This window comes from Vibrio tritonius, from assembly GCF_001547935.1.
Lineage (GTDB): Bacteria > Pseudomonadota > Gammaproteobacteria > Enterobacterales > Vibrionaceae > Vibrio > Vibrio tritonius.
The window spans coordinates 1,658,919-1,684,908 of record NZ_AP014635.1 but is presented as its reverse complement, the minus strand read 5'-3'; the positions used below and the strand labels follow the sequence as shown (position 1 = coordinate 1,684,908).

27 protein-coding genes are annotated in these 25,990 nt (G+C 43.8%); 12 read left to right on the top strand and 15 right to left on the bottom strand.

Translation table 11 applies throughout. The features are described from left to right. Nucleotides 1-59: 59 nt before the first annotated feature. Both JCM16456_RS07605 and JCM16456_RS07600 read left to right on the top strand, forming a co-directional pair. Nucleotides 60-1,088: an extracellular solute-binding protein gene (locus JCM16456_RS07605; RefSeq protein ID WP_068713644.1), complete on the top strand. Its 1,029-nt coding sequence runs from the start codon at nucleotides 60-62 to the stop codon at nucleotides 1,086-1,088. Nucleotides 1,089-1,260: 172 nt separating this feature from the next. Next, entirely contained in the window at nucleotides 1,261-2,298 is a 1,038-nt protein-coding gene (locus JCM16456_RS07600; protein ID WP_068713643.1) for an extracellular solute-binding protein, read from the top strand. A 64-nt stretch (nucleotides 2,299-2,362) separates the two neighbouring features. Here the strand turns inward: JCM16456_RS07600 and cobB are convergent, their stop codons facing one another. From cobB to JCM16456_RS07585, 3 genes are all read right to left on the bottom strand, one after another. Continuing rightward, nucleotides 2,363-3,085 carry a Sir2 family NAD+-dependent deacetylase gene (gene cobB / locus JCM16456_RS07595; protein ID WP_068713642.1) on the bottom strand — a complete coding sequence of 241 codons (723 nt, stop codon included), beginning with the start codon at nucleotides 3,083-3,085 and terminating at the stop codon, nucleotides 2,363-2,365. Between the two features lie 274 nt (nucleotides 3,086-3,359). Next, nucleotides 3,360-4,580, bottom strand: a complete 1,221-nt coding sequence (locus JCM16456_RS07590; protein ID WP_068713641.1) for an ammonium transporter — start codon at nucleotides 4,578-4,580, stop codon at nucleotides 3,360-3,362. Between the two features lie 300 nt (nucleotides 4,581-4,880). Then, on the bottom strand, nucleotides 4,881-6,341 hold the full coding sequence (locus JCM16456_RS07585) for a sigma-54-dependent transcriptional regulator (RefSeq protein ID WP_068715964.1): 1,461 nt from the start codon (nucleotides 6,339-6,341) through the stop codon (nucleotides 4,881-4,883). Between the two features lie 443 nt (nucleotides 6,342-6,784). On the opposite strand from JCM16456_RS07585, the gene mobA reads away from it, so the two are divergent. From mobA to JCM16456_RS07570, 3 genes are read left to right on the top strand one after another with little or no spacing between them, the layout of a single operon-like run. Beyond that, nucleotides 6,785-7,372: a molybdenum cofactor guanylyltransferase MobA gene (mobA, locus tag JCM16456_RS07580; protein ID WP_068713640.1), complete on the top strand. Its 588-nt coding sequence runs from the start codon at nucleotides 6,785-6,787 to the stop codon at nucleotides 7,370-7,372. After that, complete coding sequence (locus tag JCM16456_RS07575) at nucleotides 7,369-9,147, top strand: bifunctional molybdopterin-guanine dinucleotide biosynthesis adaptor protein MobB/molybdopterin molybdotransferase MoeA (RefSeq protein ID WP_068713639.1); 1,779 nt, start codon at nucleotides 7,369-7,371, stop codon at nucleotides 9,145-9,147. The genes mobA and JCM16456_RS07575 overlap by 4 nt, the downstream gene beginning before the upstream one ends. A gap of 27 nt (nucleotides 9,148-9,174) precedes the next feature. Further along, nucleotides 9,175-9,444: a DUF2960 family protein gene (locus JCM16456_RS07570; protein ID WP_068713638.1), complete on the top strand. Its 270-nt coding sequence runs from the start codon at nucleotides 9,175-9,177 to the stop codon at nucleotides 9,442-9,444. Nucleotides 9,445-9,595: 151 nt separating this feature from the next. On the opposite strand, the gene nagK is transcribed toward JCM16456_RS07570, so the two are convergent. Both nagK and JCM16456_RS07560 read right to left on the bottom strand, forming a co-directional pair. Beyond that, entirely contained in the window at nucleotides 9,596-10,510 is a 915-nt protein-coding gene (gene nagK, locus JCM16456_RS07565; protein ID WP_068713637.1) for an N-acetylglucosamine kinase, read from the bottom strand. 32 nt (nucleotides 10,511-10,542) lie between these two features. After that, entirely contained in the window at nucleotides 10,543-11,268 is a 726-nt protein-coding gene (locus tag JCM16456_RS07560) for a tRNA-uridine aminocarboxypropyltransferase (RefSeq protein ID WP_068713636.1), read from the bottom strand. A 75-nt stretch (nucleotides 11,269-11,343) separates the two neighbouring features. On the opposite strand from JCM16456_RS07560, the gene JCM16456_RS24400 reads away from it, so the two are divergent. After that, on the top strand, nucleotides 11,344-11,904 hold the full coding sequence (locus JCM16456_RS24400; protein WP_331710527.1) for a C40 family peptidase: 561 nt from the start codon (nucleotides 11,344-11,346) through the stop codon (nucleotides 11,902-11,904). An 8-nt stretch (nucleotides 11,905-11,912) separates the two neighbouring features. Here JCM16456_RS24400 and JCM16456_RS07550 read toward each other — a convergent pair whose 3' ends face one another. Beyond that, nucleotides 11,913-12,254: a DUF3802 family protein gene (locus JCM16456_RS07550; RefSeq protein WP_068713635.1), complete on the bottom strand. Its 342-nt coding sequence runs from the start codon at nucleotides 12,252-12,254 to the stop codon at nucleotides 11,913-11,915. A 429-nt stretch (nucleotides 12,255-12,683) separates the two neighbouring features. Between JCM16456_RS07550 and JCM16456_RS07545 the strand changes: the two genes are divergently transcribed. Beyond that, entirely contained in the window at nucleotides 12,684-13,550 is an 867-nt protein-coding gene (locus tag JCM16456_RS07545; RefSeq protein ID WP_068713634.1) for a fructosamine kinase family protein, read from the top strand. A gap of 202 nt (nucleotides 13,551-13,752) precedes the next feature. Further along, the gene (locus JCM16456_RS07540) at nucleotides 13,753-13,956 is read left to right on the top strand and encodes a CPXCG motif-containing cysteine-rich protein (RefSeq protein ID WP_068713633.1); all 204 of its coding nucleotides are present in this window, start codon (nucleotides 13,753-13,755) and stop codon (nucleotides 13,954-13,956) included. 59 nt (nucleotides 13,957-14,015) lie between these two features. Here JCM16456_RS07540 and JCM16456_RS07535 read toward each other — a convergent pair whose 3' ends face one another. Next, the gene (locus tag JCM16456_RS07535) at nucleotides 14,016-14,624 is read right to left on the bottom strand and encodes a riboflavin synthase (RefSeq protein ID WP_068713632.1); all 609 of its coding nucleotides are present in this window, start codon (nucleotides 14,622-14,624) and stop codon (nucleotides 14,016-14,018) included. 120 nt (nucleotides 14,625-14,744) lie between these two features. Between JCM16456_RS07535 and JCM16456_RS07530 the strand changes: the two genes are divergently transcribed. Together JCM16456_RS07530 and JCM16456_RS07525 are read left to right on the top strand one after the other, a co-directional pair. Then, nucleotides 14,745-16,118 (top strand): MATE family efflux transporter, encoded by a 1,374-nt coding sequence (locus JCM16456_RS07530; RefSeq protein ID WP_068713631.1) that lies wholly within the window; start codon nucleotides 14,745-14,747, stop codon nucleotides 16,116-16,118. 40 nt (nucleotides 16,119-16,158) lie between these two features. Beyond that, the gene (locus JCM16456_RS07525; protein WP_068713630.1) at nucleotides 16,159-17,142 is read left to right on the top strand and encodes a DUF3080 domain-containing protein; all 984 of its coding nucleotides are present in this window, start codon (nucleotides 16,159-16,161) and stop codon (nucleotides 17,140-17,142) included. Here the strand turns inward: JCM16456_RS07525 and JCM16456_RS07520 are convergent. Then, entirely contained in the window at nucleotides 17,136-18,008 is an 873-nt protein-coding gene (locus tag JCM16456_RS07520; RefSeq protein WP_068713629.1) for a DNA ligase, read from the bottom strand. The genes JCM16456_RS07525 and JCM16456_RS07520 overlap by 7 nt on opposite strands. Nucleotides 18,009-18,353: 345 nt before the next feature. On the opposite strand from JCM16456_RS07520, the gene JCM16456_RS07515 reads away from it, so the two are divergent. Next, the gene (locus tag JCM16456_RS07515) at nucleotides 18,354-19,316 is read left to right on the top strand and encodes a transposase (RefSeq protein WP_068713628.1); all 963 of its coding nucleotides are present in this window, start codon (nucleotides 18,354-18,356) and stop codon (nucleotides 19,314-19,316) included. A 264-nt stretch (nucleotides 19,317-19,580) separates the two neighbouring features. Here the strand turns inward: JCM16456_RS07515 and JCM16456_RS07510 are convergent, their stop codons facing one another. From JCM16456_RS07510 to JCM16456_RS07480, 7 genes are read right to left on the bottom strand one after another with little or no spacing between them, the layout of a single operon-like run. Further along, nucleotides 19,581-20,330 (bottom strand): siderophore ferric iron reductase, encoded by a 750-nt coding sequence (locus JCM16456_RS07510; RefSeq protein WP_068713627.1) that lies wholly within the window; start codon nucleotides 20,328-20,330, stop codon nucleotides 19,581-19,583. A 54-nt stretch (nucleotides 20,331-20,384) separates the two neighbouring features. After that, nucleotides 20,385-21,560 (bottom strand): tetratricopeptide repeat protein, encoded by a 1,176-nt coding sequence (locus JCM16456_RS07505; RefSeq protein ID WP_179946799.1) that lies wholly within the window; start codon nucleotides 21,558-21,560, stop codon nucleotides 20,385-20,387. Further along, nucleotides 21,560-22,186, bottom strand: a complete 627-nt coding sequence (locus tag JCM16456_RS07500) for an energy transducer TonB (RefSeq protein WP_068713625.1) — start codon at nucleotides 22,184-22,186, stop codon at nucleotides 21,560-21,562. The genes JCM16456_RS07505 and JCM16456_RS07500 overlap by 1 nt, the downstream gene beginning before the upstream one ends. After that, nucleotides 22,186-22,590 carry an ExbD/TolR family protein gene (locus JCM16456_RS07495; protein WP_068713624.1) on the bottom strand — a complete coding sequence of 135 codons (405 nt, stop codon included), beginning with the start codon at nucleotides 22,588-22,590 and terminating at the stop codon, nucleotides 22,186-22,188. The genes JCM16456_RS07500 and JCM16456_RS07495 overlap by 1 nt, the downstream gene beginning before the upstream one ends. Then, a complete protein-coding gene (locus JCM16456_RS07490; RefSeq protein WP_068713623.1) occupies nucleotides 22,587-23,132 on the bottom strand; it encodes a MotA/TolQ/ExbB proton channel family protein in 546 nt (181 codons plus the stop codon). Before JCM16456_RS07490 ends, JCM16456_RS07495 begins: the two co-directional genes overlap by 4 nt. 9 nt (nucleotides 23,133-23,141) lie before the next feature. Further along, the gene (locus tag JCM16456_RS07485; RefSeq protein ID WP_068713622.1) at nucleotides 23,142-24,497 is read right to left on the bottom strand and encodes a MotA/TolQ/ExbB proton channel family protein; all 1,356 of its coding nucleotides are present in this window, start codon (nucleotides 24,495-24,497) and stop codon (nucleotides 23,142-23,144) included. A gap of 1 nt (nucleotide 24,498) precedes the next feature. Next, the gene (locus JCM16456_RS07480) at nucleotides 24,499-25,266 is read right to left on the bottom strand and encodes a DUF3450 domain-containing protein (protein ID WP_408068379.1); all 768 of its coding nucleotides are present in this window, start codon (nucleotides 25,264-25,266) and stop codon (nucleotides 24,499-24,501) included. A 182-nt stretch (nucleotides 25,267-25,448) separates the two neighbouring features. On the opposite strand from JCM16456_RS07480, the gene JCM16456_RS07475 reads away from it, so the two are divergent. Next, complete coding sequence (locus JCM16456_RS07475; RefSeq protein WP_068713620.1) at nucleotides 25,449-25,988, top strand: lipocalin family protein; 540 nt, start codon at nucleotides 25,449-25,451, stop codon at nucleotides 25,986-25,988. Nucleotides 25,989-25,990: the final 2 nt, after the last annotated feature.

The following is a 25,990-nucleotide window of genomic DNA, read 5'->3' as shown; positions in this document are numbered from 1 at the left end:
TAGTCATTCTGTTTTTCTATCTCATCGCCATTAGGCAATGGTTTGGAGTATCAAACATAATGAAAAAATGGGCAGCATTAGCAGTAACAGCATGTGCTTTCACAATGGCATCAGGTTCTGCGTTGGCCAAGGACAAAGAACTCGTATTCATGAACTGGGGACCGTACCTAAGCAGTGATATTCTCGAGGACTTTACAAAGGAAACGGGTATTAAAGTTATTTATTCAACTTATGAATCAAATGAAACTTTGTATGCCAAAATGAAGACCTATAACAATGGATATGACTTGGTTGTTCCTTCTACCTATTTTGTTTCAAAAATGCGTGATGAAGGTATGCTACAAAAGATTGATAAATCAAAGCTACCTAACTTCAAGAACTTGGACTCAAATTATTTAAACAAGCCTTTTGATCCAAACAACAATTATTCTATTCCCCACGTTGTTGCCATTACAGGTCTTGCTGTTAACACGGATATGTACGATCCAAAAGATTTCCAAAGCTGGGCCGATCTATGGAAGCCTGAGCTAAAAGGACAATTGATGTTGATGGACGATACGCGTGAAGTGTTCCATATCGCACTGAAAAAGTTGGGTTATTCAGGTAACACGACCGACGAAAAACAGATCGATGAAGCCTACGAAGAGCTAAAAAAACTGATGCCGAACGTATTAGTATTTAACTCAGACAACCCAGCAGACCCTTACCTAAGTGGTGAAGTTGGCGTTGGTATGCTTTGGAACGGGTCTGCTGCAGCTGCGCAAAAAGAAGGTTTACCGCTTAAACTCGTGTTCCCTAAAGAAGGGGGTATCGGTTGGGTTGATAACTTTGCCATTCCTTCTGGAGCAACTCATATTGACGCAGCACACCAGATGATCAATTTCTTATTACGCCCTGATATTGCTGAACGCATCTCTAATGGCACAGGTTATCTTACTGGTGTGAAAGAGTCCAATGCCAAATTCAAAGACCTTCCAGCCCTGTTCCCTTCTCAACAAGATTTGGATCGTGTTGAATGGCAAGCTGCAGTTGGCGATAAAAACGTGAAATACGAACAGTACTTTTTAAAACTAAAAGCGGGACAATAGTTCAATAGTTTCAATAAAATAGGTAGCAATAGCTGCCTATTTTTTTATTTATTGCTATAATGCGTGCCTTATTGCATTTCGTAATACTCCTCACCGTAATTCTCAATTTGAATTTGCGATGATCGGTACAATTACTCCAAGTGAGTTTCTTGCATAAAAACATGGAAAAGTAATGAAAACAAAATTGTATGCGAGCGCACTTTGCGCAGTGGCTTTGTTTAGCGGAAACGCGATGGCTGACGATAACGAGTTGTATTTCTACAACTGGTCAGAATATATTCCTCAAGAGGTTCTTCAAGACTTCACTAAAGAAACAGGTATTAAAGTTATCTATTCAACATACGAGTCTAACGAGACTATGTATGCTAAATTGAAAACTCAAGGCACCGGTTACGACTTAGTTGTTCCTTCTACTTATTTCGTATCAAAGATGCGTAAAGAAGGCATGTTACGTGAAATCGACCACACTAAACTAAGCCACTTTAAAGATTTAGATCCAAACTACTTAAACAAATCTTTTGACCCAGCAAACAAATACTCTATCCCATACATTTGGGGTGCAACGGGTATTGGTGTAAATAAAGACTTTTACGACAAAACTAAATTTACTAGCTGGGGCGATCTATGGGATCCTAAATACAAAGGTCAACTATTGCTAATGGATGACGCTCGTGAAGTGTTCCATATTGCCCTAAGCAAATTAGGTTACTCACCTAATACGCAAGACCCTAAAGAGATCCAAGCAGCGTACGAAGAACTGAAAAAATTGATGCCGAACGTATTGGTATTCAACTCAGACTTCCCTGCAAACCCATATATCGCGGGTGAAGTAAGCCTTGGTATGCTTTGGAATGGTTCTGCTTACATGGCGCGCCAAGAAGGTGCTCCAGTGGAAATTGCATGGCCGAAGAAAGGCGCTATTTTCTGGATGGACAGCCTAGCGATCCCTTCAGGTGCTAAACACATTGAAGCGGCTCATAAGATGATCGACTTCCTACTACGCCCTGAAAATGCAGCAAAAATCGCGAAAGAGATCGGCTACCCTACACCAGTGAAAACAGCGTACAAATATTTGCCTAAATCATTCCATGAAGACAGCAACATTTTCCCTCCACAAGATGTGATGGACAATGGTGCATGGCAAGATGATGTTGGTGATAAAGCTGAACTTTACGAAGAACTTTTCCAAAAACTTAAAGTTAATCAATAAGTAAAGACATCTACTGATAATAAAAAACCACAGCATTTGCTGTGGTTTTTTGCTTTCTGTTCATTTACTCATTTTGTAGTGCGAGAATTTCTTCAACCAATTTCGGCACTTCAACACTCGCCTTACCATAGCGTTTTTCTTCAAATTCACTTTGTACCGCACTTGGTTCTAAGTTCAGTTCAATGGTATGGGCACCATACATCTTAGCATCATGAACAAAGCCTGCTGCTGGATAAACTACCCCTGAAGTACCAATAGAGATAAATAGATCCGCTTCTTGTAAAGCTTGATATATTTCTCCCATACGCAAAGGCATTTCCCCAAACCAGACTATGTGTGGCCTTAGCTGAGACGGAATCTGACAACAATGGCAAAAGTCGCCAGTGTGCAAGTCGGTTAACTGCTCTACAACTTGTTCTGACTCAACACAGCGCGCTTTAAGTAACTCACCATGCATATGAATAATATTCTTACTGCCACCACGCTCATGGAGGTTATCAATGTTTTGCGTAATGATAGTGACCCGCCCTTCTAACTCTGCTTCTAGGCGTCCTAGAGCAACGTGGGCAGCATTAGGGCGGATATGTTCGGAGAGAAGATCTCGGCGTCGTTGATTATAAAATTCTTGGACTAAGTCAGGATCATGGTGAAACCCTTCGGGCGTAGCGACATCTTCTATTCGATGATTCTCCCACAGCCCATCTTCGCTACGAAAAGTTTGAATGCCTGATTCTGCAGAAATCCCCGCCCCGGTTAAAACCACGATATTACAATATGGAAATTTCATGACACTTCCCTTTCCTTTGATTTACTGACAGCTTAACACTTGTGCCCCAAGAGCTGTAGTGCTGTGCGTTAGACCATAGTATAGAGTTGAATGACTTAGATGAAATTTAGTGACCTGTGTTATGCCAATCACGGTCATGATATGCCTATTATTACTCAGTAAAAGCGAAGCAGCCCAAAGACTGCTTCGCTTTTCGTGTGGGCTATTCTATTCTGTGCGCTAAAGCGCGCTCTATTGAATAACGGAAGATGCGCTTTCGTGCAATGAGTTAACCTTAATCTTCACTGGTGGAAGAAATACGGTGAATCGCAAGATCTGCGCCGTTAAACTCTTCTTCTTCGGACAATCGTAGCCCCATTACTTTGTGCAGCGTGCCATAAACGACAAACGACCCTGCTACTGCAACAATAATGCCGGCTATCGTGCCCATTAGTTGAACAGTGAAACTGACTCCACCAATACCACCTAAGCTACTTTGCCCGAAAATGCCCGCGGCAATACCACCCCATGCACCACACACACCATGTAATGGCCATACACCAAGCACATCATCTATACGGGTTTTATTTTGCAAATGAGTAAATAACCATACAAATAGCACACCAGCCACGATACCTGTTACCAAAGCGCCTAAAGGATGCATTAAATCAGAACCTGCACACACGGCCACCAAACCAGCCAACGGACCATTGTGAATAAAACCAGGGTCATTTTTACCCGCGACTAACGCTGCTAAAATACCACCAGCCATGGCCATTAATGAGTTCATTGCCACCAACCCGCTAATGCCGTTTAACGTTTGAGCTGACATCACATTAAAGCCAAACCAACCAACACATAAAATCCACGCACCTAAGGCAAGAAATGGGATGTTAGATGGTGCAAAGTTAGTATGTTTGCCAGCACGAATACGCCCTTTACGCATGCCAAGAAACAGTACTGCAATCAAAGCAATCCAACCACCGACGGCATGCACTACGACCGAACCTGCAAAATCATGAAAAGGCGCACCAAAGCGGTGGCTAAACCAGTTTTGTAGACCAAAGTTACCATTCCAGATGATCCCTTCGAAAACAGGATATACAACACCAACGGTAAAAAATGTGGCCATAAGTATGGGATAGAAGCGCGCGCGCTCTGCAATCCCACCCGAAACAATAGCGGGTATAGCAGCCGCAAAGGTCAGTAGGAAGAAGAACTTCACTAACTCATAGCCATTCCCCCGAGCGAGCTCTGTTGCACTGCCAAAGAAATGATGACCGTAAGCAATCCAATAGCCAATGAAAAAGTAGGCAATGGTAGAAATACCGAAATCGGCCAATATTTTCACTAACGCGTTGACTTGGTTTTTGCGACGTACAGTACCGACTTCTAAAAACGCGAAACCCGCGTGCATTAGAAATACCATGATGGCACCTAACAGCAAGAATAAAGTGTCAGAGCTTTGAGTAAGCGTCTGAACAGCTCCTTGTATTTGGTTCATGGTCTGATTCATTCTCGTTTTACTCCATCAGTTTTGTGCGCACCAATCCTGTGCCACTTAGAATTATCAACTCACCAAATTGGTGATTTATTGTTTTCCACTTTGTTAGGCAAAAAACGTACCCATCATGAAATACAAGCGAAGTAAAATGTAAAAACCTTACATAACAATGAGTTAATAATTGAAAGATTTCGGGAGAAATTTGATCTAGGCGAGATTGTAAGCAATTGTTGCACCAAAATGATATCAATGGATCATATTGGGGCGCACAAAATTAAGGCGATCGTCCTTGATGGCCTCTATGGGAAGTGATTATTCTGTGTAGCGACTATCATCATCGCTGCTATCCCACTCCTTGTACTTACGTTCGAGTGTCTTGCGTGACACAGCAAGTGCTCTCGCTGCGGCAGATTTATTACCATCGTGAAACAACACCACTTGTTCAATATGACAACGCTCTACTTTTCGTAGTGTCCATGAATTGGGATAACCTTCTTGTTTCACCTGAGCAGGCTTTTCATCGTAGTATGGAATCTGATTACCATGTGAAACAGTGACGGTAATGGGTGTTCCACTATTAATGTGGTTACGATTACGCCAGTATTCCGAGGGCGACTTACCTAGCAGAATACAATTTTCTATCAAATTGCGCAGCTCACGCACATTACCTGGCCATTCGTAGTCACGAATAATAGCGATGTCTTCATCAGTCCAGCGAGGCAAAGGCAAACACAAATCGTGACAGAGACGATTGGCCAAAAAAGGCACCAACTCTTTCAAATCGGTTTTACGCTCTTTCAGCGGTGCCACTTCAATTTTCAGCACACTTAAACGATAGAGAAGATCGCTCCTAAATTTTCCTTGCTGAACCAACACATTGAGGTTTTGATTGGTGGCAGCAATGACCCGAACATCAATCGGAAATTCGTATTTTGCTCCCACTGGCTTAATAGTTCTCTCTTCAAGCATACTGAGCAATAGCTCTTGAATTCGCATTGGGAGATGAGCCACTTCATCAAGATAGATCGTTCCACCATTGGCGACTTTAAACACGCCTTCATTGAATTTTCGGCTACCGTTTTCTAATGTAATGACCTCACCAAAGAGATCTTTCTCAATTGTCTCCGGTGACGACTTGGTACAACTGAACGGAACAAAGGGACCGATTCGGTGGCTATGCTCATGGAGCTCTCGAGCAATCAACTCCTTACCTGTCCCAGGTTGCCCTTCAATCATCACACTTGCTTTTGATGGCGCATATTGCTCTATGTGTTGGCGTAACAATTTGGTTTTTTCAGATTGACCTATCATTTGGGTCGAACTATGACGCGAAAAATCTCGCTGCAACGCACACAGCCGACGTTCTTTTAAACGCTTATCCATAAAACGTCTCACTGTATGAGCCATTTGCTCTGGGTGAACAGGATTAAGCACAAAATCAAACAGACCATGACGAAACGCAGCTATAGCGAGGTCCAATTCGTTTTGATGCACTAAAAGCAGCACGTCGGAACGGTTTTGATGCCAATGGGATAGCTCTTCTAACAGTGAAGGCTCGCTCGTAAACAGGCCTACATCGACAAGAACTAAATCATAATGATTTTGATGCGCTTGTTTGCGTGCTTGTAAGCAGGTCTCCGCACAATCAACCGTTGTAAACCAAGTATCGAGTGTTCTAAGTAGCCCACCAAGTTCATCTGATTCACCGTGAATAACCAGTACAGAGAACGCATGGTAGAGAGGTAAATGTTTGGTCTCAGTTCCTAAGCTCATATCAATCTCATAGCAAGATAACAATATCGAATTAAAGGTAGAGGCCATTTGACGTATCCATTAATAAGTAGCGAGGGCTATTCGCATGCCATTAACAGTGCTGAGATAACGTTATTTGTTTGAATAATTGTGTAGGATTTTCGCTATCTTCACGGTTAGAGTCTATCAGCAACCACTCAACACACCATACCTCTTTGGTGTAACTCTTTGTCCTATATGGTTTTATCGAAAATTCTTGGGCAATCAAAGATAGCCTGATTTAGCTCAATATGGGGATGGTTTCCGTCAAGTAGTCTTTGTGAAAACAGTATCTTACCCAGACGTTAAACGAACTTTATCGATGAGAGACAACGTTTCCTCCCGTAAGCAATCGTAGTAATCTAATGGGATATTTTTTATAGCAACCTGTTGAGTTGCACATAGTTAAATAAGGTTTATGCCGCATGCTCACTCCTTCCCAAACCCAATGGATTATTCTCGCGGGTGGACAAGCCAGTCGTATGGATGGAAATGATAAGGGTCTTATCAAACTTAATGGCCGACCATTAATCGAACATGTCCTAGAGAGGTTAACACCGCAAACCAATGACATTTGGATCAACGCAAACCGCAATCAACACATCTACCAACAATATGCGCCTGTCATTTCCGATGTGTTTGATAATTACCCCGGTCCACTCGCAGGTATGCACAGTGGCTTAACCCATAGTACAAAAGAGTGGGTAGGCTTTGTTCCTTGTGATAGCCCCTTGATCAATACCGATCTCGTTGATCGCTTTTGTCAAACCGCGACGGCTAATTGCAACTTATTAGTTGCTCATGATGGCGAAAGTCAGCAGCCAGTATTTACGCTACTAAACCGTTCTTTGTTACCTTCACTAACCGACTTCCTCAATCGGAGTGAACGCAAGCTCATGTGGTTTATTCGCGAATGCCACACCATAGAAGTCGATTTCAGTGACTCTCCAGACTGCTTTCTCAATCTAAATACGCCAGATGAGCTTGCACACTTTGGAGAATTACGTTCATGATTTCCTCTTCTGTTCCACTACTCGGCTTTGCTGCTTATTCAGGCACTGGCAAAACAACTCTTCTTGAAGCCTTATTGCCCAAACTTACGCAAGCGGGTTTACGAATTGGTGTGCTCAAACACGCCCACCATGATTTTGATATAGATAAGCCAGGTAAAGACAGTTACCGATTACGCCATGCGGGTGCAAGCCAAATGCTCATCGCATCGCGATTACGGTTTGCTAAAATTACCGAGACACCAGAGAGCGAACCTGCGTTTGAACAACTCATCAAGCAATTTAATCAAGACGAGCTTGACCTTATCTTAGTTGAAGGCTGTAAAAACATTGCGTTTCCTAAAATTGAGCTGCATCGCCAGCCGACCGGCAAGCCTTGGCTCTACCCTAATGATGCAGAAATTATCGCCATTGCATCAGACACACATTGTGATGCAGAACTTCCCCAACTCAATATTAATGACATCAACAGCATTGCTCAGTTTGTGATTGATTATGTGCAGAGTATGTCAAAGCGTGTAAGAAAAATGAAAGTTGAGGGCGCAAGCTGTGATAGTTTTGCTCATCCTAATACACTTTCCGTCGAAGAAGCGCGCCAGCGAATAGTCTCAGCCGTGCGAGCGGTAGCAGACAGTGAAACGGTTGATTTAAAGGACGCTGGACAACGGATATTAAGTGACAATGTCACATCAACAATCAATGTACCCGCCTTTCGTAATTCAGCGATGGATGGTTATGCTATTGCGTATAACGACCTTTGCTCAGGTCGTTGGCAAATAGTAGGGCAAGTTCTAGCAGGACATGGCTTTGAAGGGAACATTGCAGCCGGTCAAGCAGTCAAGATAATGACTGGCGCCCCCATTCCGGCACAGTTGGATACCGTAATTATGCGAGAAGAAGCCATTGAACAAGACGGCTACGTCTCCTTTCCCAACGCCCATATTTCAGCTGGACAAAATGTTCGTCATCCCGGTGAAGACTTGAAGATGGGTCAAGCTGTCTTTGCCAAAGGTCAGTTGATTCAGTCGCCAGAGCAAGGCATGTTGGCTGCGTTGGGGCTTAAACGCATTTCGGTGTTACGCCCATTAAAGGTTGCTATCTTCTCCACTGGTGATGAAGTCTTTGAGCCCGGCTCTAAAGTCTCTACTTCAGGGCTTTATGATGCTAACCGCTATAGCTTACGCGGCTTGTTGCAACAGCAACAGTGCGAACTGTTAGACATGGGGATTTTACCCGACGATCCTGAAAAAATTCGTCAAGCACTAGAAGAGATGAGTGGTCATGCTGATTTGGTTCTCACCTCCGGCGGCGTATCGGTTGGGGATGCGGATTACGTAAAACAGGTAATGCAAAGTCTGGGACACATTGAGTTATGGAAAATCAATATGCGACCAGGGCGCCCTCTTGCCTTTGGTTCTATTCACCAAACCCCAATTTTTGGTCTTCCGGGGAATCCGGTCGCTGCGATGGTATCGTTCATTCAATTTGTCCAACCTGCTATTGCAAAAATGCAGGGACAAACGCATTGGCAACCGATGTCAGCGATCGCAGTAGCCGAAGTTGATTTGCGTTCTAAACAAGGTCGGACGGAATTTACTCGCGGTATCTATCAAGTTAATGATCACGGGCAGCTCACGGTAAAATCCACGGGGCATCAAGGTTCGGCGTTATTGCATTCGATGTCGCAAGCCAACTGTTTAATCGAAATTGGCCCTCACATTGATACGATTAAAGCCGGCGAAAGCGTGACAATCATCCCGCTTCAAGGCAGAATCTAGCCACTGACGATAGACAAGAGAAGTAACATGTCACGCACTATTATTTATACGTACAAAGATGAAGAAAAAACACTGCCATTTACCTACCAAAAGTTTCGTAATATTCATGAAGCAGTGGCAGCAGCTGAAGGCATCGATTTAACTGCCTACTTGCAAATGGAGCAACAGATTGAAGCCATTTCAGACAGTAAAGCCGTACGTAACTATCGTGATAACCATTTTAAGAAACTGGGTTTTGGTAAAATCACCTTGATGGCGAAAGAAAACTTTGGTGTGGGTAAAAAGCCCAAAGAGTAATTTGTCATTAAACCAAGCAATAAAAAAGAGAAACCACGGTTTCTCTTTTTTATTGTCTCAGTGTTAAGCAACGGCTTTTATTAATAGCTTTAATAGCTTTAATAGCTTTAATAGCTTTTATTCCCCAATGACGTATTGCGGTAAAAACGTCTTAAACTGCAGGCGTATAATTTAGCAGTGCCGCGCCTCGCACACCGCCCGCGTCGCCATAACAGGCGTGTACAATCGGTGGACACTGGGCCACCGACAGCAAGTAAGGGCGGATTCGTTTTGGTAACTCTTGGTAAAGCAATTCAATATTCGATAGACCGCCACCTAACACTACCACATCGGGATCAAGCACTGTTAGCAAATTGGCCAAGGTTAGCGCCAGAACATTAAGAAATCGATCGACATACTCGATAGCTTTTTTATCTTGAGCACGGTAACGCTCCATGATTTGTGGTGCCGTTAAAGCCTCGCCAACAATATGGTGGTACAAACGTTCAAACCCACGCCCAGAAAGATACGTTTCGATACAGCCTTTCTGCCCACAACCACATTGCCATAAAGGCATTTTATCGCCTAATGCTAACCATGCATCAACAGGTAAGCGCGTGTGTCCTATTTCACCAGTAACATGATTGTAGCCTGAACACACTTTGCCATTGTGAACCCAACCACCACCCACACCGGTTCCCAAAATCAGTCCTAATACCGATGACTGTCCTGCACATTGTGGCGACCACGCCTCAGACAACGCAAAGCAATTAGCATCATTTTCAATTTGCACAGTTCTGGACAATGCAGTTTCGATATCTCGACGAAAGGGTTGATGAAACGCAGCAGGTACATTGGCAGTTAATAACGTGCCTTCTCTGCTTTCGATTCCAGGAATTCCCAATCCCACCTTCCCTTGGCACGCAAACTGAACATCATAACGGTGCACGATGTCAGTAATAAGGGCAATAAATTCGGCATAATCTGTTGTGGGAGTCGCGACTCTTTCAGTCGCGATTCGTGTAAATTGCTCGTCAAAAGCACCGAACTCTATTTTTGTGCCACCAATATCAAACCCGTAATACATGGTTATTCCTCGTCTTACGCTACACTAGGCATTCAATGAGCCTCTAATGTTAAGTAGCGCTGCAAAGCTGGACGTTCTGCATCATGAGCCATACGGCTTTTCCCCATCATGTAGCTCTCTTTAAACGCTTCAAACCAAAAGTGTAGCGTTTTCGCCCCAAGATGTTCACCAACACTGTCAAATACCAAAGCGGCGACTTCTGCTGTCGCGAGGTGCTGCTCGTTGTCTGATTTACGCATCACATATTCAGATAAGGTTGTCGGATGAACAGAAATCATAGGCAAAGAGGCTAAATATGCCGACTTACGGACAATTCGCTTCGCTTCGCGCCAGCTACCATCGATAAAAATCAGCAGCGGTTTATGGCCATCAACCGACAGTTGTGAAGGTTCAATGGTACGTGCTTGCGCCTGCTCATTTTCTGCCGGGAAAACCAACACTGGGAAATAGTCTGGATGATTGAGTAACGACAGCATATCTGGCTGGGGATTCGTCCGACTCCACTGATATACATAAGTCTCCTTGACGGTATCGGCAATCAAGCGCCCAGTATTACTCGGTTTAAATACTTCATTATCCGATAACAGTAATAACACCGCGATGTTGGTATCAATATTGGGTTGATATGGACATAAACACACACGTTTTTCGACGCGACAATAAGGACAACGATCGATCTTTGCGCCACGCGCCGCAAAAGGTCGAGTCGACAAGGCCAAACGATGTTGATAAAGTTGATGAAAACCGTGAATTCGCATGTTAGATAGTCGCAAGATAATGAATGGCGGCGATTTTACTGCCTGATTGCGTGATATGCCAGTAGATATGATGAGATGAGTAAAGGACAGATGTTAAAAAGACCATTCGTAACACAGGCGCTATTTCAACATCGCGATGTTCATCTCTACCTCTCCACTATACTACTAGGGATAGTTTTGAGTGGCTGTGCATCTGAGCCTCAAGAAATCCCCCTCGTCACTCCCCAAAATCAAGCGCATCAACTTAACGAGCACCATGAGCAAACGTTATTTGACGTTTATCAGCAGTGGGAAGGTGTGCCCTATCGTTGGGGAGGAAACACGCAATCTGGTGTGGATTGTTCTGCTTTTGTTCAAATTGCTTTTCAAGATGCGTGGCAAATTTCATTACCCCGCACCACAAAAAGCCAAAGCAATACTGGGAAAAAGATTAACCGAAAAGATGCTCACTACGGTGACTTGGTGTTCTTTAGAATCAATAGCACCTTAGAACATGTAGGTGTGTATATTGGCAATCAACGTTTTATGCACGCTTCATCATCAAAGGGCGTGATTATATCCCGTTTGGATAATCCGTACTGGGCGAGTAAATTTTGGCAATTTCGCAGGATATCTCGCCCTTACACAGTACGCTAACGTCATCTTTAGTCGTAAGTGGCGACCGCTGAATCAAACAGATTTTTCAATAAGGCGATGTACTCATCAAGAAAAATAATTTGTTGGTTCGTTGCGTATTTGGCCCAAACACCCGCCAACACTTCACTTAAATCTGCAACCACCATATCAGCTTCTTTCAATAACTGAAAACGCACGCTGGAATGCAATTCTGGGTTTTGCTCAAAAATGGCCATGATATTACTTGCCACCATGTCAGTGACCACATCTTCCACACTTTCTTTACCCGTGTCACCCTCATCGGTAAACACATCTAGATTGAAAGATAGATGTTCAATGAGCGCTAGGTAACCATCGGTTTCTACAACCACTTTTATTCTCCGCTTCTCTGCAAAAGACAAAACTCAAATCAATACTAAGCTATCAATACGAATTTTCACAGAGCTGAATAACTAATTGCTGTAATTTCCGGCAATTAGTTGAACAAGCTCCCTTTTTAACGCTATAACCAAGCGTTGAATCTCAAATAAACCGACAATAAACTTGGTTTGTCTAATGAAGCCCTGCATTTTGCATCTTGAGATCATTTGAATTTAAGTATAGTAAGGTTCTGTCCGAACTTAGCATACTTGTGTAGATATCATTCGATGAATAGCTCAATCTGGATCACAATTTCATATTATTCCATGACGTAGTAGAAAAATTTAATAAAATGATAGGCATGCAAATAGATTACCTCTGATAGTTCAACTAAAATAGCTTAAAGTTTGAACAGTGGTGTGTTTAGAGGGGGTTAGAATATGTGGCCTGCAATAGCTCAACAACTTTCAGATGTTCTGATGTTTAATTATCAGATTCAAGAAAAACGCCCTCTTTCAGGAGGGGATATTAGCCATTCCTACATGGTAAGTGACGGGTCGGAGCGTTATTTTGTTAAAGTGAACGACAAAGCGTGTTTACCGCAATTTTTGGCAGAAGAAATATCCCTGAAGGCATTAAAAGAAACCACAACGTTATTCGTGCCTGAAGTCGTCCTCGTCGGACAAACCAAAGAGCACGCCTTTCTTATCCTCAATTATTTACCAACCAAGCCACTAGAGCATGCGCATACGAGCCGAGAATTTGGAATTCAGTTGGCGAAGCTGCACCTATGGGGTGAGCAAAAACAGTACGGTTTTGATGAAGACAATTACATTGGCACCACGCTTCAACCCAATCAATGGGCAAGTAAATGGCACTTGTTTTTTGCCGAGCAACGTATTGGTTGGCAACTGCAGTTATTACATGAAAAAGGTATAGAACTCACCAACATCACTGAATTTATTGCACTTATCAAACAAAAACTCTTACATCACTCCCCACGCCCGGCACTACTGCATGGCGACTTATGGAGTGGTAATGCTGGAGAGTGCCCTATTGGACCGATTGCCTACGATCCTGCCTGCTATTGGGGGGATCGTGAATGCGATATCGCGATGACTGAGCTATTTGGTGGTTTTCAATCGGAATTTTATCAAGGCTACGAGAGCGTCTATCCATTAGCCATCGGTTATGAAGAGCGAAAACATATCTACAATCTCTACCATTTGCTTAATCATTGTAATTTGTTTGGTGGACACTATCTCACAGAAGCCCAAGCATTGATTGATAAAATATACGCCTATTAAACCCCAAGGGGTAAACATGTAAGTTGCCTCTCTAGTTGCTTTTGAGAGGTAGAGTATGAGGATAGACCTGACCTAATCACTCACTGTTTCACTTTAACGTGAAATAAAAGTGTCAAAATCAGCGTTAATACGCAGCGAAATTTCTTCTACCTATTACTATTAAGTTGATGGTCATTAAATCATTGGTAGCGAGGAATCCATCATGAAAAATATGATAGGTCGAACTATTCAATGCCCTCATTGTGGGCATCACGTTCCAGTCAATTTTGACACGTCGTTGGGAAGTGAAGAGTTTTACGATGATTGTCCGGCATGTTGTAATCCTATTCACTTTAACGTTAATGTGGATGAACAACGTAATGATGTGGAAATATACGTCGATGCAGATGATGAACAATATTTCTAAAGTTAATCCTTAAGCGCCACCTTTCAATTCATTAAATGTGGCGCTTGTTTAGGTTGACTTTAGCCGCGTTGAGCCATTACTCGTTCAACGGTGTCGACAATCGCTTGCGTTTGTGGATCAATTTCAACGTTGATTTGATCACCAACTTGTCTTGAGCCAAACAGGGTTCGCTCTAAAGTCTCAGGAATAAGGTGAACGCTAAAACGCTGCTGCTCAACTTCACCAATTGTCAGTGAACAGCCATCTAACCCTATGAATCCTTTGGCTAATACATACTTCATGTATTCTTGTGGCAACTCAAACCACAGCGTTTTGTTATTTGCTGTCGCCACAACCTCAACAATCGGTGCCGTAGTGGTAATGTGTCCCGACATAGTATGCCCACCAATTTCATCACCGTAGCGAGCTGCGCGCTCGATATTAACCTTATCCCCAACACCGACATGGCCAAGATTAGTGAGTCTTAAAGTGGCTTGCATCAAATCGAATGACACCGAATTACCTTCTATCGCTGTCACGGTGAGGCAACAACCGTTATGTGCCACTGAAGCGCCTATTTCAATGTTTTCATTGAGAGGAGGCAATAATTCAACTGTGTGAGTCTGAAACTGTTCTTTCTTATCAATAGCGATAACGGTCGCTGTCCCCTGCACTATTCCGGTAAACATATTTTCACTTTGCACTAGTTTTTCATGGAGCTTAGTGTGACATTTCTTTATCATTCTCTCTAGTACTCTCTTCCAATCTATCCTAGATCCTCTTTGGGAGTACCTTATCTGGAGTCGTTTGTGCATCGTTATAAAAAAGAAGCAGCCAATCTGATTAAATTGGCCTTACCTGTATTGATTGCGTCTATCGCGCAAACCGGGATGGGTTTTGTTGATACCATTATGGCTGGCGGTGTCAGCGCAACAGATATGGCTGCTGTGTCTGTGGCTGCTAGTCTTTGGTTTCCTATTGTGCTGTTCGGTATTGGCCTCCTCATGTCCTTAGTTCCTGTTGTCGCCCAATTAAATGGCGCGGGTCGTCAACACAAGATCCCATTTGAAATCCATCAAGGGATCATCATGGCGTTAGTGCTTTCCGTTCCTATCATTACGATTGTACTCAACATGGGATTCGTGGTTACAGCAATGGGTATTGAAGCGACCATGGCAGACAAGACCATTGGCTATTTGCATGCCATTGTGTTCGCAGCTCCTGCCTTTTTGCTGTTTCAAGCATTACGCAGCTATACCGATGGTATGGCCCTCACCAAGCCAGCAATGGTGATCGGTTTCATTGGTCTTTTATGTAATATCCCGCTTAACTGGATTTTCGTGTATGGCAAGTTTGGTGCGCCAGCGCTTGGTGGTATTGGTTGTGGTGTTGCCACCGCTATAGTCTATTGGATCATGTTCTTTATGCTGCTTTTTTACGTAATGACGTCGAAACGATTAGCGCATATTGCCTTATTTGATACCTTTCATAAACCGCAACTAAAAGAGCAACTCAAACTGTTTCGTCTTGGATTTCCTGTGGCTGCAGCACTCTTTTTTGAGGTCACTCTTTTTGCCATTGTCGCATTACTTGTATCGCCACTAGGCCCTCTTATTGTTGCTGCACACCAAGTCGCAATTAACTTCTCATCCCTTATTTTTATGTTACCGATGAGTATCGGTGCAGCAGTGTCTATTCGAGTAGGTAACAAATTAGGTGCAAACGACCTAGATGGGGCAACTGTTGCGTCAAATGTCGCACTAATGCTTGCCGTGAGTACGGCAGTACTGACAGCAACTGCAACGCTACTCTTTAAAGAGCAAGTATCGATGCTCTATACCCAAAATCGAGCGGTTATTGAGCTGGCAATGCAGCTGCTAGCTCTAGCATCCATTTACCAATGCACCGATGCCGTTCAAGTGGTAGCAAGCGGAGCATTACGAGGCTATAAAGATATGACAGCCATCTTTGTGCGAACCTTCATCGCCTACTGGATTTTCGGATTACCTACCGGCTATATCCTTGGTTTAACAGATTGGATAGTTCCTGCGATGGGAGCCAAAGGTTTTTGGATCGGCTTTATCATAGGTCTAAGTTCCGCCGCTATTATGCTAGGTTACCGTCTATACTGGATACAAAAGCGTGGTGGAGCTCAACAACTTGGCTATGGTGTCACAGCGTAACTTGTTTTCATATTTACCCAACAGGCTCACAAGAAAAGCCGTGAGCCTTTTTGGGGCGATGCTATTGCTGTTATCGACAAGCGGCTGTGAACCTAATCCAACCTCAATCGACGCTTCTCTTGAAACCTATTTAGAACGAATCTCTAACGTTCAACAAGTCGACGCTCTCTCATTCCCTCACATTCAAGCTCAGCAACTGGCTGATAAACGTCAGCTACTTATCCCTATAGAACCGGTCAGTTTAGGATTAATTGATAGCTACCAGCTACGCTATTGCGACCTATTCGAGTTGATCGCAGAACGAAATTCCATTCTTGGTAAAGTGCAGGACAATTTTCGCAACTTTGATTATCAAGCCTCGCTATACAAAGGCTTAGCTAAGTGTGTGGTTGAACCTAAAATTGATCAGGCTCTTCGTCAACGTTTAGCCTCAATTCGCGAGCAGAAAAAAACAGAACTCACGGCGCATTGGAATAACCTGTTGTTTACCAGCGAGGCAATGCATATGCATCTTACCAGTCATCAATGGTATTGGGCTAAGCGTGATTATGGCATGATCAAGCAAGCATTAACGGCGTTAAACCATTGGCACGAATACGTACAAAACCCTGATACGGTGCAAACACCGGATCCCATTACCCCCTACCAGCAAACACTAGAGACTATGCCCCTTTTAGGCGACCTGTATTTTTCGATGACAAACCTCACCGACTGGCTAACGACTCTTACCAACCAGTTACAACGTCACGACAATCTAATGCTATGTGGCCCAAATCGCGATCCAACCAAAGTAGCGCGTCTACAAAATGTGTTCCGTAAATTCTATATTGGTGAGATTCAACCTTATTTGGCTCAAGTGGATGGCGCCTATATGAATATTGCAAGCGTACTTAGCCCATTTGACCAACCCAACTCGCCCTTCCCAATTAAAAAGGTGCACCAAGCTTTTCGTCAAGCCACACTCAACCATGTGGCTTATTGGCAAGATCTGTTTAAACGCTGTGGCATAAAGGTGGGTCAATAGCCTGGGGTTCGTACACGTAAGAAACGAGCAAATTTGGGTTTACCATTATGGTTGACCCCGTTATAACGATAGGTAATCGAACTCCCAAGCGCTGGCGGGGCGGCACGCTCTTCATCACTAAACCCAGTGCCAATATAAAACTCAGTACCGTCTGGAATGCGTACTTGCAGCGACCCCATCATACCTTGCCAACGACCTTTACCGGGACGATAACCAATCACCACCGCTTCTGCATCTTGATAGGTTTTCAGCTTTAGTAGAGCAACATGTCTTCCCGAACGATATGGCTGATCAATCGCGTGTAGCATGACGCCTTCTGCCCCCTCATCACTTAATGTGTGTAGATAGCGTGTTAATGTCGATTCATTCGTTATCACTTTCTGTGACACCACTTGAATATGTTGCGAAGCTAAAGACTCAACCCACTCGTTCAGCACTTTGTAACGCGCTGGATAAAAGCCTTTCTCATTAGGCATATCAAATACCATCCAGCGAATTTTTCGCCACTGCGCTGAATCTGCTTTTGTATCCAATACTGTTTGTTGTACCACATTAAATTGCCCACGCCCGGCCCATAACTCACCTTCAATCATGGTATTAGGTAGTTTTGCAATAAACCACTGCGGTGCATGGATTGGTTTACCGCTTTTCGTCACTAACGCTTTACCTGTCCAAATTGCCCGTATGCCGTCGTACTTTTCACTCACCCAGTACTGAGAAAGGTTCACTCCCGAATGATATTCTTTCGCCAAGGTCACGTCTGGCGTACTTGACGCCACGCTAACATAAGAAACCGTACTGATGACACTACCAGTAACCACAAGCGCAACCGGTGACAGTAGCAAAGGCTGTGTTGAATAATTCATGAGAGGTCCCCTTTAATCGACATCTCCCATTAGTAAAAGATAAGCTTTAGGCGTGACCAGCTACAGAGACCTGAATTTAGAGGAATTTCATCGATGCAGTTGCAACCCCCACACTTTGCCATGAAGTTTGCGAGTGACATCAAGGAAAGTAAAAGTAACGGGGACACACGCTTTAAAAAAGATTAATGGGGACACTCACCTCAATACAATGAATTGTTCCACTTCAAGCCGTTCAACAGCACTTAATTTTTCTTTGAAGTGTCTCCAGTAATTATGGGATCACTCTTTTGCTAGGTTGCGTAAATCGTCACGCTAAGGCTTTCTATTTTCTCGGATCAGTAATTCATGACTACCGCTCGTTCACAGCTGATTTGTCCTGACATCACGCCGTATTATCACTGCGTTTCTCGTTGTGTTCGTCGCTCGTATTTGTGTGGTGTTGATAGTCTTACCGGAAAATCTTACGAGCATCGCCGAGATTGGATTGAGCAGCGCATTCTTAGCCTTGCCAATGTGTATCTGATTCAAATCTGTTCTTATGCAGTGATGAGTAATCACTACCATCTCGTTGTTCGTATTGATAAAGAGAGCGCTCTTGCTTTAACGGATTTGGAAGTGGTTGAACGCTGGCACGCAGAACATCACCTACCACCGCTTATTCAACGTTGGTTAGAGGGAAATATTCAATCTGAGTCAGAAAAGGACGCGTGTAATCAATTTATTAACGAGTGGCGAGAACGACTTTATTCCCTAAGCTGGTTTATGAGAGAGCTTAATTACGACATTGCCGTTCAGGCCAATAAGGAGGACCAATGTACAGGTCGCTTTTGGGAAGGACGATTTAAATCTCAAGCACTACTCGATGAAAAAGCTTTGCTAGCAGCGATGGCGTATGTCGATTTAAATCCTATTAGAGCCAAGATGGCCGACACGCCTGAACAATCCGACTTTACCTCAATAAAAGCGAGACTAACGAGTTTAGAGAAAGGAGAAACCACCACACCATCGCTCGCTAATTTCATGGGCTACGAGCACCAAGATAAATCGCAAGGTATTCCTTTTCAGCTCAGTGACTACTTTGAGCTAGTAGATTGGCTTGGCCGACAGATAAGGCCAGACAAGCCCGGCTATATCGATGATTCACAACCGAATATACTCGCAAGACTCACACTGAACCAATCTGACTGTTTAGCGCTTTGCACAGAACTAGAGAAAAAGCCTCGCGTTTGGATAGGGACCACCGAACGTTTACAGCACGCCAAAATTGCTCTGAATAAGAAACGAATGGTCGCTCTGCATATTACTTAAATTGTGAATCAGTATTGTTTTACTCTCCGAACATAAATCCTTCCAGAAAACAAATTTAATCCACTGCTTAATTATAAATATCTAGCAATTGACTGGTCATGGCAAATTCAACCGCCCCAATACCAACAAGTTATATACTGTTGCTATTTTCTTTACTTTTATGGTAAAGGTGTGTGTCCTGCTAAGATCTAAAGATCTTCCAAGATCATTGATATCGAGAGCGTGTGTCCCTATAAGAAAAATATCGCAAGAGTGAGTGTCCCGCTAGGAGTAAACCGCTAACGTTTTATTTTCTGGGGTTTTTGGGCAGTTACCACACCAATTTTTGTCATCACAGCGATGGGCTTGGCAGCACGTTTGGCGGATCATCACCAAGTGGTCTTGGGTTTGATCCCAACGGTAACTGTGCAGATGGTCATGGGATAAGTTAAAAGCATTAAGCCACAATTTGGCTTCAGCCATCACTTGTTCATCACTCATTTCGGGGAAGAGTAATCTCTGACGAGCAACATTTTCTAATACCCCATCAGCAATAAGATGGTTGGTAAAACCGGGGCGAATCCGAGTCCACTCTCCCATTTGTTCTCGATAGGCAGTAAACAGCTGCTGTAACTTTATCGCGACCTTTTCGATAAGCTCAGCGTGTTCACCTGTTTCCCACCGACCGCCAGGAAAGCTGAACCCAGTAGTGAACATCGGCAATTTATATTGAGCAATGCGCTCCATCGGAGGAATCGCTTGCATTTGATAAACACTAATAAATCCCAGAAAAATCGGCTGCCAGCAGAGTAACTCCCACGTCCGAGTTAACCAATACACATTACCTGCTTCTGGATAATTTTTGGCAAGTGCTTGATACAATTCCTGACTGAACATCGCTTCATTATGACCCAACGCGATACCATCGGAGCGCACTGACGCGACTTCTCCTGCTAAATAAGGTGTTACCTCTTTGGCTAAACGAAACAAGGTGTCAAAGCGAGGGTCAATCAGGTTGAACTGGGTAAATTGCATAGTGATAACTCAAAAAAGGCAGCAATGCTGCCTTTCATTAAACAAAAATAAAGGTTAAGACGTGCGTTGCTTCTTAATCTTCTTCAACTGCGTTAGGTATTTAATCCAACCTTTCGCTTCATCAGAAGGTTCAATCGTATTCGCTGTACGGGCCATCTCTAACGCATGGTCAAGACGATTTAGCTTATACAAAGCTCGAGTACGAGCCAATGCAACTTCGGCTTTACGGTTTGGATCTGTTACTTTGTCCAATTCAGACAACGCATCGCTGTATTGTCCTTGCTGGTTTAATAACAACGCGACGTTCCAATGATACTTACCATTAAAACGTGCAGCCAACTGCCAAGTGTCTATCGCTTTATCCCACTCTTTCGCACGTTGCCAGTAAGTTGCCTGTTCACTCAGTAAATCAACCTTCTTATCCATGCCTTTGATTTCACCTAGCACTTGGGCAGCTCGTTCTGGAACCCCATTACGTGCATAAAGCTGAGCCAACAAACGTAAATCTTCACGCTCCAAGGAAATGCCTTGTAACTTAGCCAACGCTAGAGATGCTAGGGCATCCTTCATCTTCTTCTCGCGCATTTCTAAGCTTACTAGTTGCATCCACCAGTTTTTCTTATCTGGCTCAATCACTAAAAGGCGTTTTAAAGTAGGAATCGCCGCAGCCCACTGTTCCAGTTGCAGTTGTGCACCCAGTTTAATCGATAGAGGGTTGGTTTTGTCTGGTAATCCGTAGGCTTCGTATTTTTTCATCGCCTTAAGCACGGGTTGCCATTCACCCAATTGATAATGGGTTTGACCAATTCGCAACCAGATATCATCCCCTTTTTGATCTTTAGGCAGACTCTTGGTTAACTCATAATAATGTGGCAGGGCCAATTTATACTCTTTGTTCATCAGCAGTAAGTCTGCCAACATACGTCGAGTTGACCACGCTTGATCGTCGACCAACTGCCCACTATTCACCGCTTGAGTTAACGCAGCAAGCGCAGGTTTCATCTGACCATTTTGCCAATAGAAAACCCCTAACATACGATCAAAATAGGCATGGTCGTATTCACGTTCAGGCATGTTATCTTTTAAAAGAGATATGGCTTCGCTGTACTTACCATCTTGTGCAAGTTGGTTTGCTTTTATCGCTTTATTAACCGCATACTGACTTAGTTCAGCACCGAAGACATAAGACGTTGAACTTAAGAGCAGTAGACAAGTAATCCATTTTTTCATCATTTGGCTAACTTAAACTCCAATTTAACTGTTTGACCCGGCTGAGTGACAGCTTTACCGTCAGCCACCTTAGGCTGGTATTTCCAGCTCTTTAGTGCTCTTCTTGCTTCTCTTTCGAACATATGACGGGGGTTCGCCTCGACCACTTGAATATCGGTTGGGCGCCCAGTCTCATCGATGGTAAAACTCATAACCACATACCCCTCAATATTGCGCTTTAAGGCACGCATCGGATATTGAGGTTCAACTCGGTAAAGAGGCATCGCTTGCTGGTTTACCCCAAAATCACCGAATTTAGGCGCACTAATCGCTAACCCATTAATCGCGGTATCCAACCCTAAAGAAGGAACTTTTGCTGGGGAAACATTACTGCTCGCGGCAGTCGTCATAGGACGACGATTGGTCGATGACTGATCTGGTGGAGTTGGCGCTTGTGGTTGTGGTGGGACAGCACGTTGACGGCGCTGAACAGCTTGCTCTTGTTCCAGCATCACCATGTTAAAACGCACAGGATCCGATTTTTTGGGGGCGCGCTGCACCCCGTTATCAACCATCAATGCCATACATGCAAATAGCCCAAAAGCGATAATAGCAGCAAGCGGAGTGGCTAAGAGTAATCGGCGCATTAGCGTTTCTCCGCCGCCAAAGCAATATTAGCGATTCCCGCACCTTTTGCTGCATCCATTACTTTTACGACAGTGCCGTTATAGGCATGTTCATCCGCTTGAATAACCAAAGAGGCTTTAGGCTGTTCCATGCGCAAATGCTCCAAACGAGCTTGTACCCGCTCTACATCTACTTGTTGTTTGTCGATATAGATATCGTTAGCAGAAGTAATCGCGACAAAAATACCCGCGTTTTTCTGACTGACCACATGCGATGCCGTAGGTCGATTGACTTCAACACCAGACTCTTTGACAAAAGAGCTAGTTACAATAAAGAAGATCAACATGATAAACACAATATCCAACATGGAAGTAAGGTCGATTTGTGCTTCTTCCGGTTGTGACTGTCGTCGGCCCAGTCTCATCGCTGACTCCTTAACGCTTTTTCTAATTTCAATTCAGAAAGTTGGCATTTTTTTGCTAAACGAGCATGCGCAAACATGCCTGCTAATGCGGCAACCATGCCCGCCATTGTCGGCAAAGTCGCAAGCGAAATGCCAGAGGCCATCAATTTAGGGTTGCTACTACCCAGTGTCGCCATGACATCAAACACAGAGATCATCCCTGTTACCGTGCCCAATAAACCTAACATTGGGCAGATAGCCACTAACACCTTAATAATATTTAAGTTTTGCATTAAGCCATCATGAGCTTGGCCAAGCCAGCCCTGACGAATCGCTTGTGCATACCAAGTGTGATGCTCTGTACGTTGTTGCCACTGTTCAATCCAAGCTTGACGTTGTTTAGGAAACGCCACCGCCAGATAGATAACTCGTTCAATCACTAACAACCAGTAAATCGCAACCACAGCAGCAAGCCACCACAGCACCACTCCGCCCTGAGACATGAACTCAGAGAGCGGTGCCATCGCGTTTCTCAATGCAAATAACCAGTCTGCATGATTCATTGCTAATCCTTACGCAGCTTGTTTCGCGTTACTTTCTTGTTCAGCTTGCTCAGCGACTAAACTAATACCCTGTTTTTCAAGGATATTACGAATACTTTCTGCTTGTGAGCTTAAGATGTTGTGACTTAGCAGTAGCGGCATTGCAGCCACTAGGCCAAGAACCGTTGTCACCAACGCCATAGAGATACCACCAGCCATAACTTTTGGATCACCATTACCAAATTGAGTAATCACTTGGAACGTTTCGATCATACCGGTTACGGTACCAAGCAGGCCCAACATTGGCGCAAGTGCTGCTAGAAGTTTTAACATGGATAAACCACGTTCTAACTGAGTTTGTTCATCAACAACCGCTTCCAAAAGACGCAGTTCCAGCGCTTCTACTGTCAGTTTTTTCTCTTTGCTGTACACAGACAGAACACGCCCTAATGGGTTGTTGGTTGGTTGACTTGGATTTTTAAGCTGAGCTTTAATCTGTTTGCGTGCAAGAGTCAGCGTCACACCACGATAACCTGCGATGATCAAACCGATGACTAAAAGCGCAATAATCATATTACCAACCGCACCGCCAGCTTCTAGGCGATCCATCATGGTGGGTTCAAGCGCAAGTTGCTTAGTGAGTGTGCCATGCGAAGGGTCAAGTACGATATTTTTAACGTCACCCTGTAACACATCATTCAATGACGTTAGCGTCGGTCCATCTTCTGGTTGACGGTCATAAGCAACTGCGTCTTTACGAGCATTGTTCCACTGCACGTAACCTTGCTCAGTCACTAAACCGAACGTACCTAAACGAACCGCTTTTTCTTGAACGGTTTTCCCGTCGCCATTGATGTAAGAAATCGTGATTGGCGCAATTTCACCGCTCGCCTGAACTTGCTCTTCCATGCTATGCCACAAACCGATCAATTGCTTCATTGATGGCAATGACTTAGCTGCAACAATATCATCAATCACACTGGCTAATTGTTGGCGATCGGCTCCAGTGACAGAGCTACTCATATCACTTTGCAGTTCTTTGGCATTTTGACGAACCACGCCGAAGATCTCACCTAGCGAGCCACTTTCGAGACGCAGTTTTTCTTCAAGACGGGCCAATTGGTCTTCATTTTTACTGAACTGAGCTGATAATTGATCGGCCTGCTTCTGAAGGGAGTTACGCAGTGCAACGAGCTCTGCTTTTTTCTTTTTCAGCTCCGCTTCTTGCGCTTTAAAATTGGCTTCGCGTGTTGCGTTATGTGCACGTTCTTGCTTATTTTCAACTTGAGCCTTCGTGGTCAAATCTTGTGCTGCCCAACTTGCTGTTGACGAGGCAGATAAAGCAACAGTGACCGCAATGGCTTTGGCTAACTGTTTCAATTTCATCTTATTTTGCCTCCGCTTTAGTAAGTGATACAGGAAGAGTTAGGAACGTTGGCGCAATTTGTTGTTCCGCGAGTTTAAAGGCTTTATCAATATCTTCCTTATCACTGCTATCAAGCGCTTGCCATTGACGTTGGTTAGCATTCCAAGTCCAGTAACGCGTTTGGCTCAAGTTACGAGCCACCAGCGATACACGACCTAAATAGAGCACTTCTGCTTCCATTTGTTGTGCATCACCCAATGAGATGCGACCTTCATAAGTGCCAAGCTTGGTGCCATAGTCGATTTCGATTTGATAAGCTTCAAGGATGCGGCGGTATTTTTCAGCATCAGAGACATCAGCTCGTGGCATCAAAGCTTTTAATTTTGCAACTCGCGCTAGGCGCCCTTCTTCTTTAATCGGACGATCTTGACTCACGATCTTTTGTAGGCCATCAAGCATGTCATACATTAAAGGGACAATACCTTGACGAGTATTTTTGATTTCCGCAATTTGGTCATTCAAGCTTGCCATTTCATTATGCTGGCTCTTAACAAGACCTTGAAGGTGATCGCGATACACCTTTAAATTCTTAGTTTCTTCAGTAAGCTGTTCGATTTCCGCGCGGAGCTCTAATGCGGCCGTAGCACTTTTATCCACGGTTTTCTGGCTGACAGCCGACGCTGTATTGGTTCGATTTTCAATCGCCTTGGCGTCCTCTAGGGAATTGGCAAATACCGGCATCGTGACTGCCAGAGAAATCAGGACTAGGCTAGGTTTCATCATTTTCATCATCTGTTATCAATTACCGCATGAAGGTTCGGACATGTTATTGATAAACACTCTCATTATCAACTGAATTTCGGATTCTATCCTCTTTTGTTACCAAGCTCAACGACCGAACGCATTTTCACGTTCAACTGTTGTTAAACAAAGCTAACGCGTTAATAATGAGTAAAAAAAGGAGGATTAATATGAGGATAATTAAACAAGTTAGCGCTCTTATATTGACGCTAATTATGTTAGTGGGTTGTACAGGTAAACCGGACAATATCGAACCGGTTAATAATTTTGATTTAAGTCGCTACCTTGGAACTTGGTATGAGATTGCTCGCCTAGACCACAGTTTTGAACGCGGTCTTTCGAATATTCAAGCGACCTATCGTCTTAAAAGCGATGGCACCGTTAGCGTCGTTAATCGTGGATGGAATCCTAAAGAAAAACAGTGGTCGCAAGCGGTCGGCACAGCCAAGTTTGTTACTCGCAGTGACGTGGGCCATTTAAAAGTGTCGTTCTTCGGACCATTTTATGGCAGTTACGTCGTGTTTTATTTAGATCCAGACTACTCTATGGCACTCGTTACGAGCTATAACCAAGACTATTTTTGGCTACTGTCTCGCTCTCCAACATTAACGCCTTTACAGAAAAAAACGGCTCTAGCACAAGCACAGAAAGCAGGCTTCGATATCACTAAGTTCATCTACCCAAATCAAACACCGGTCGCTGTTCAATGAGC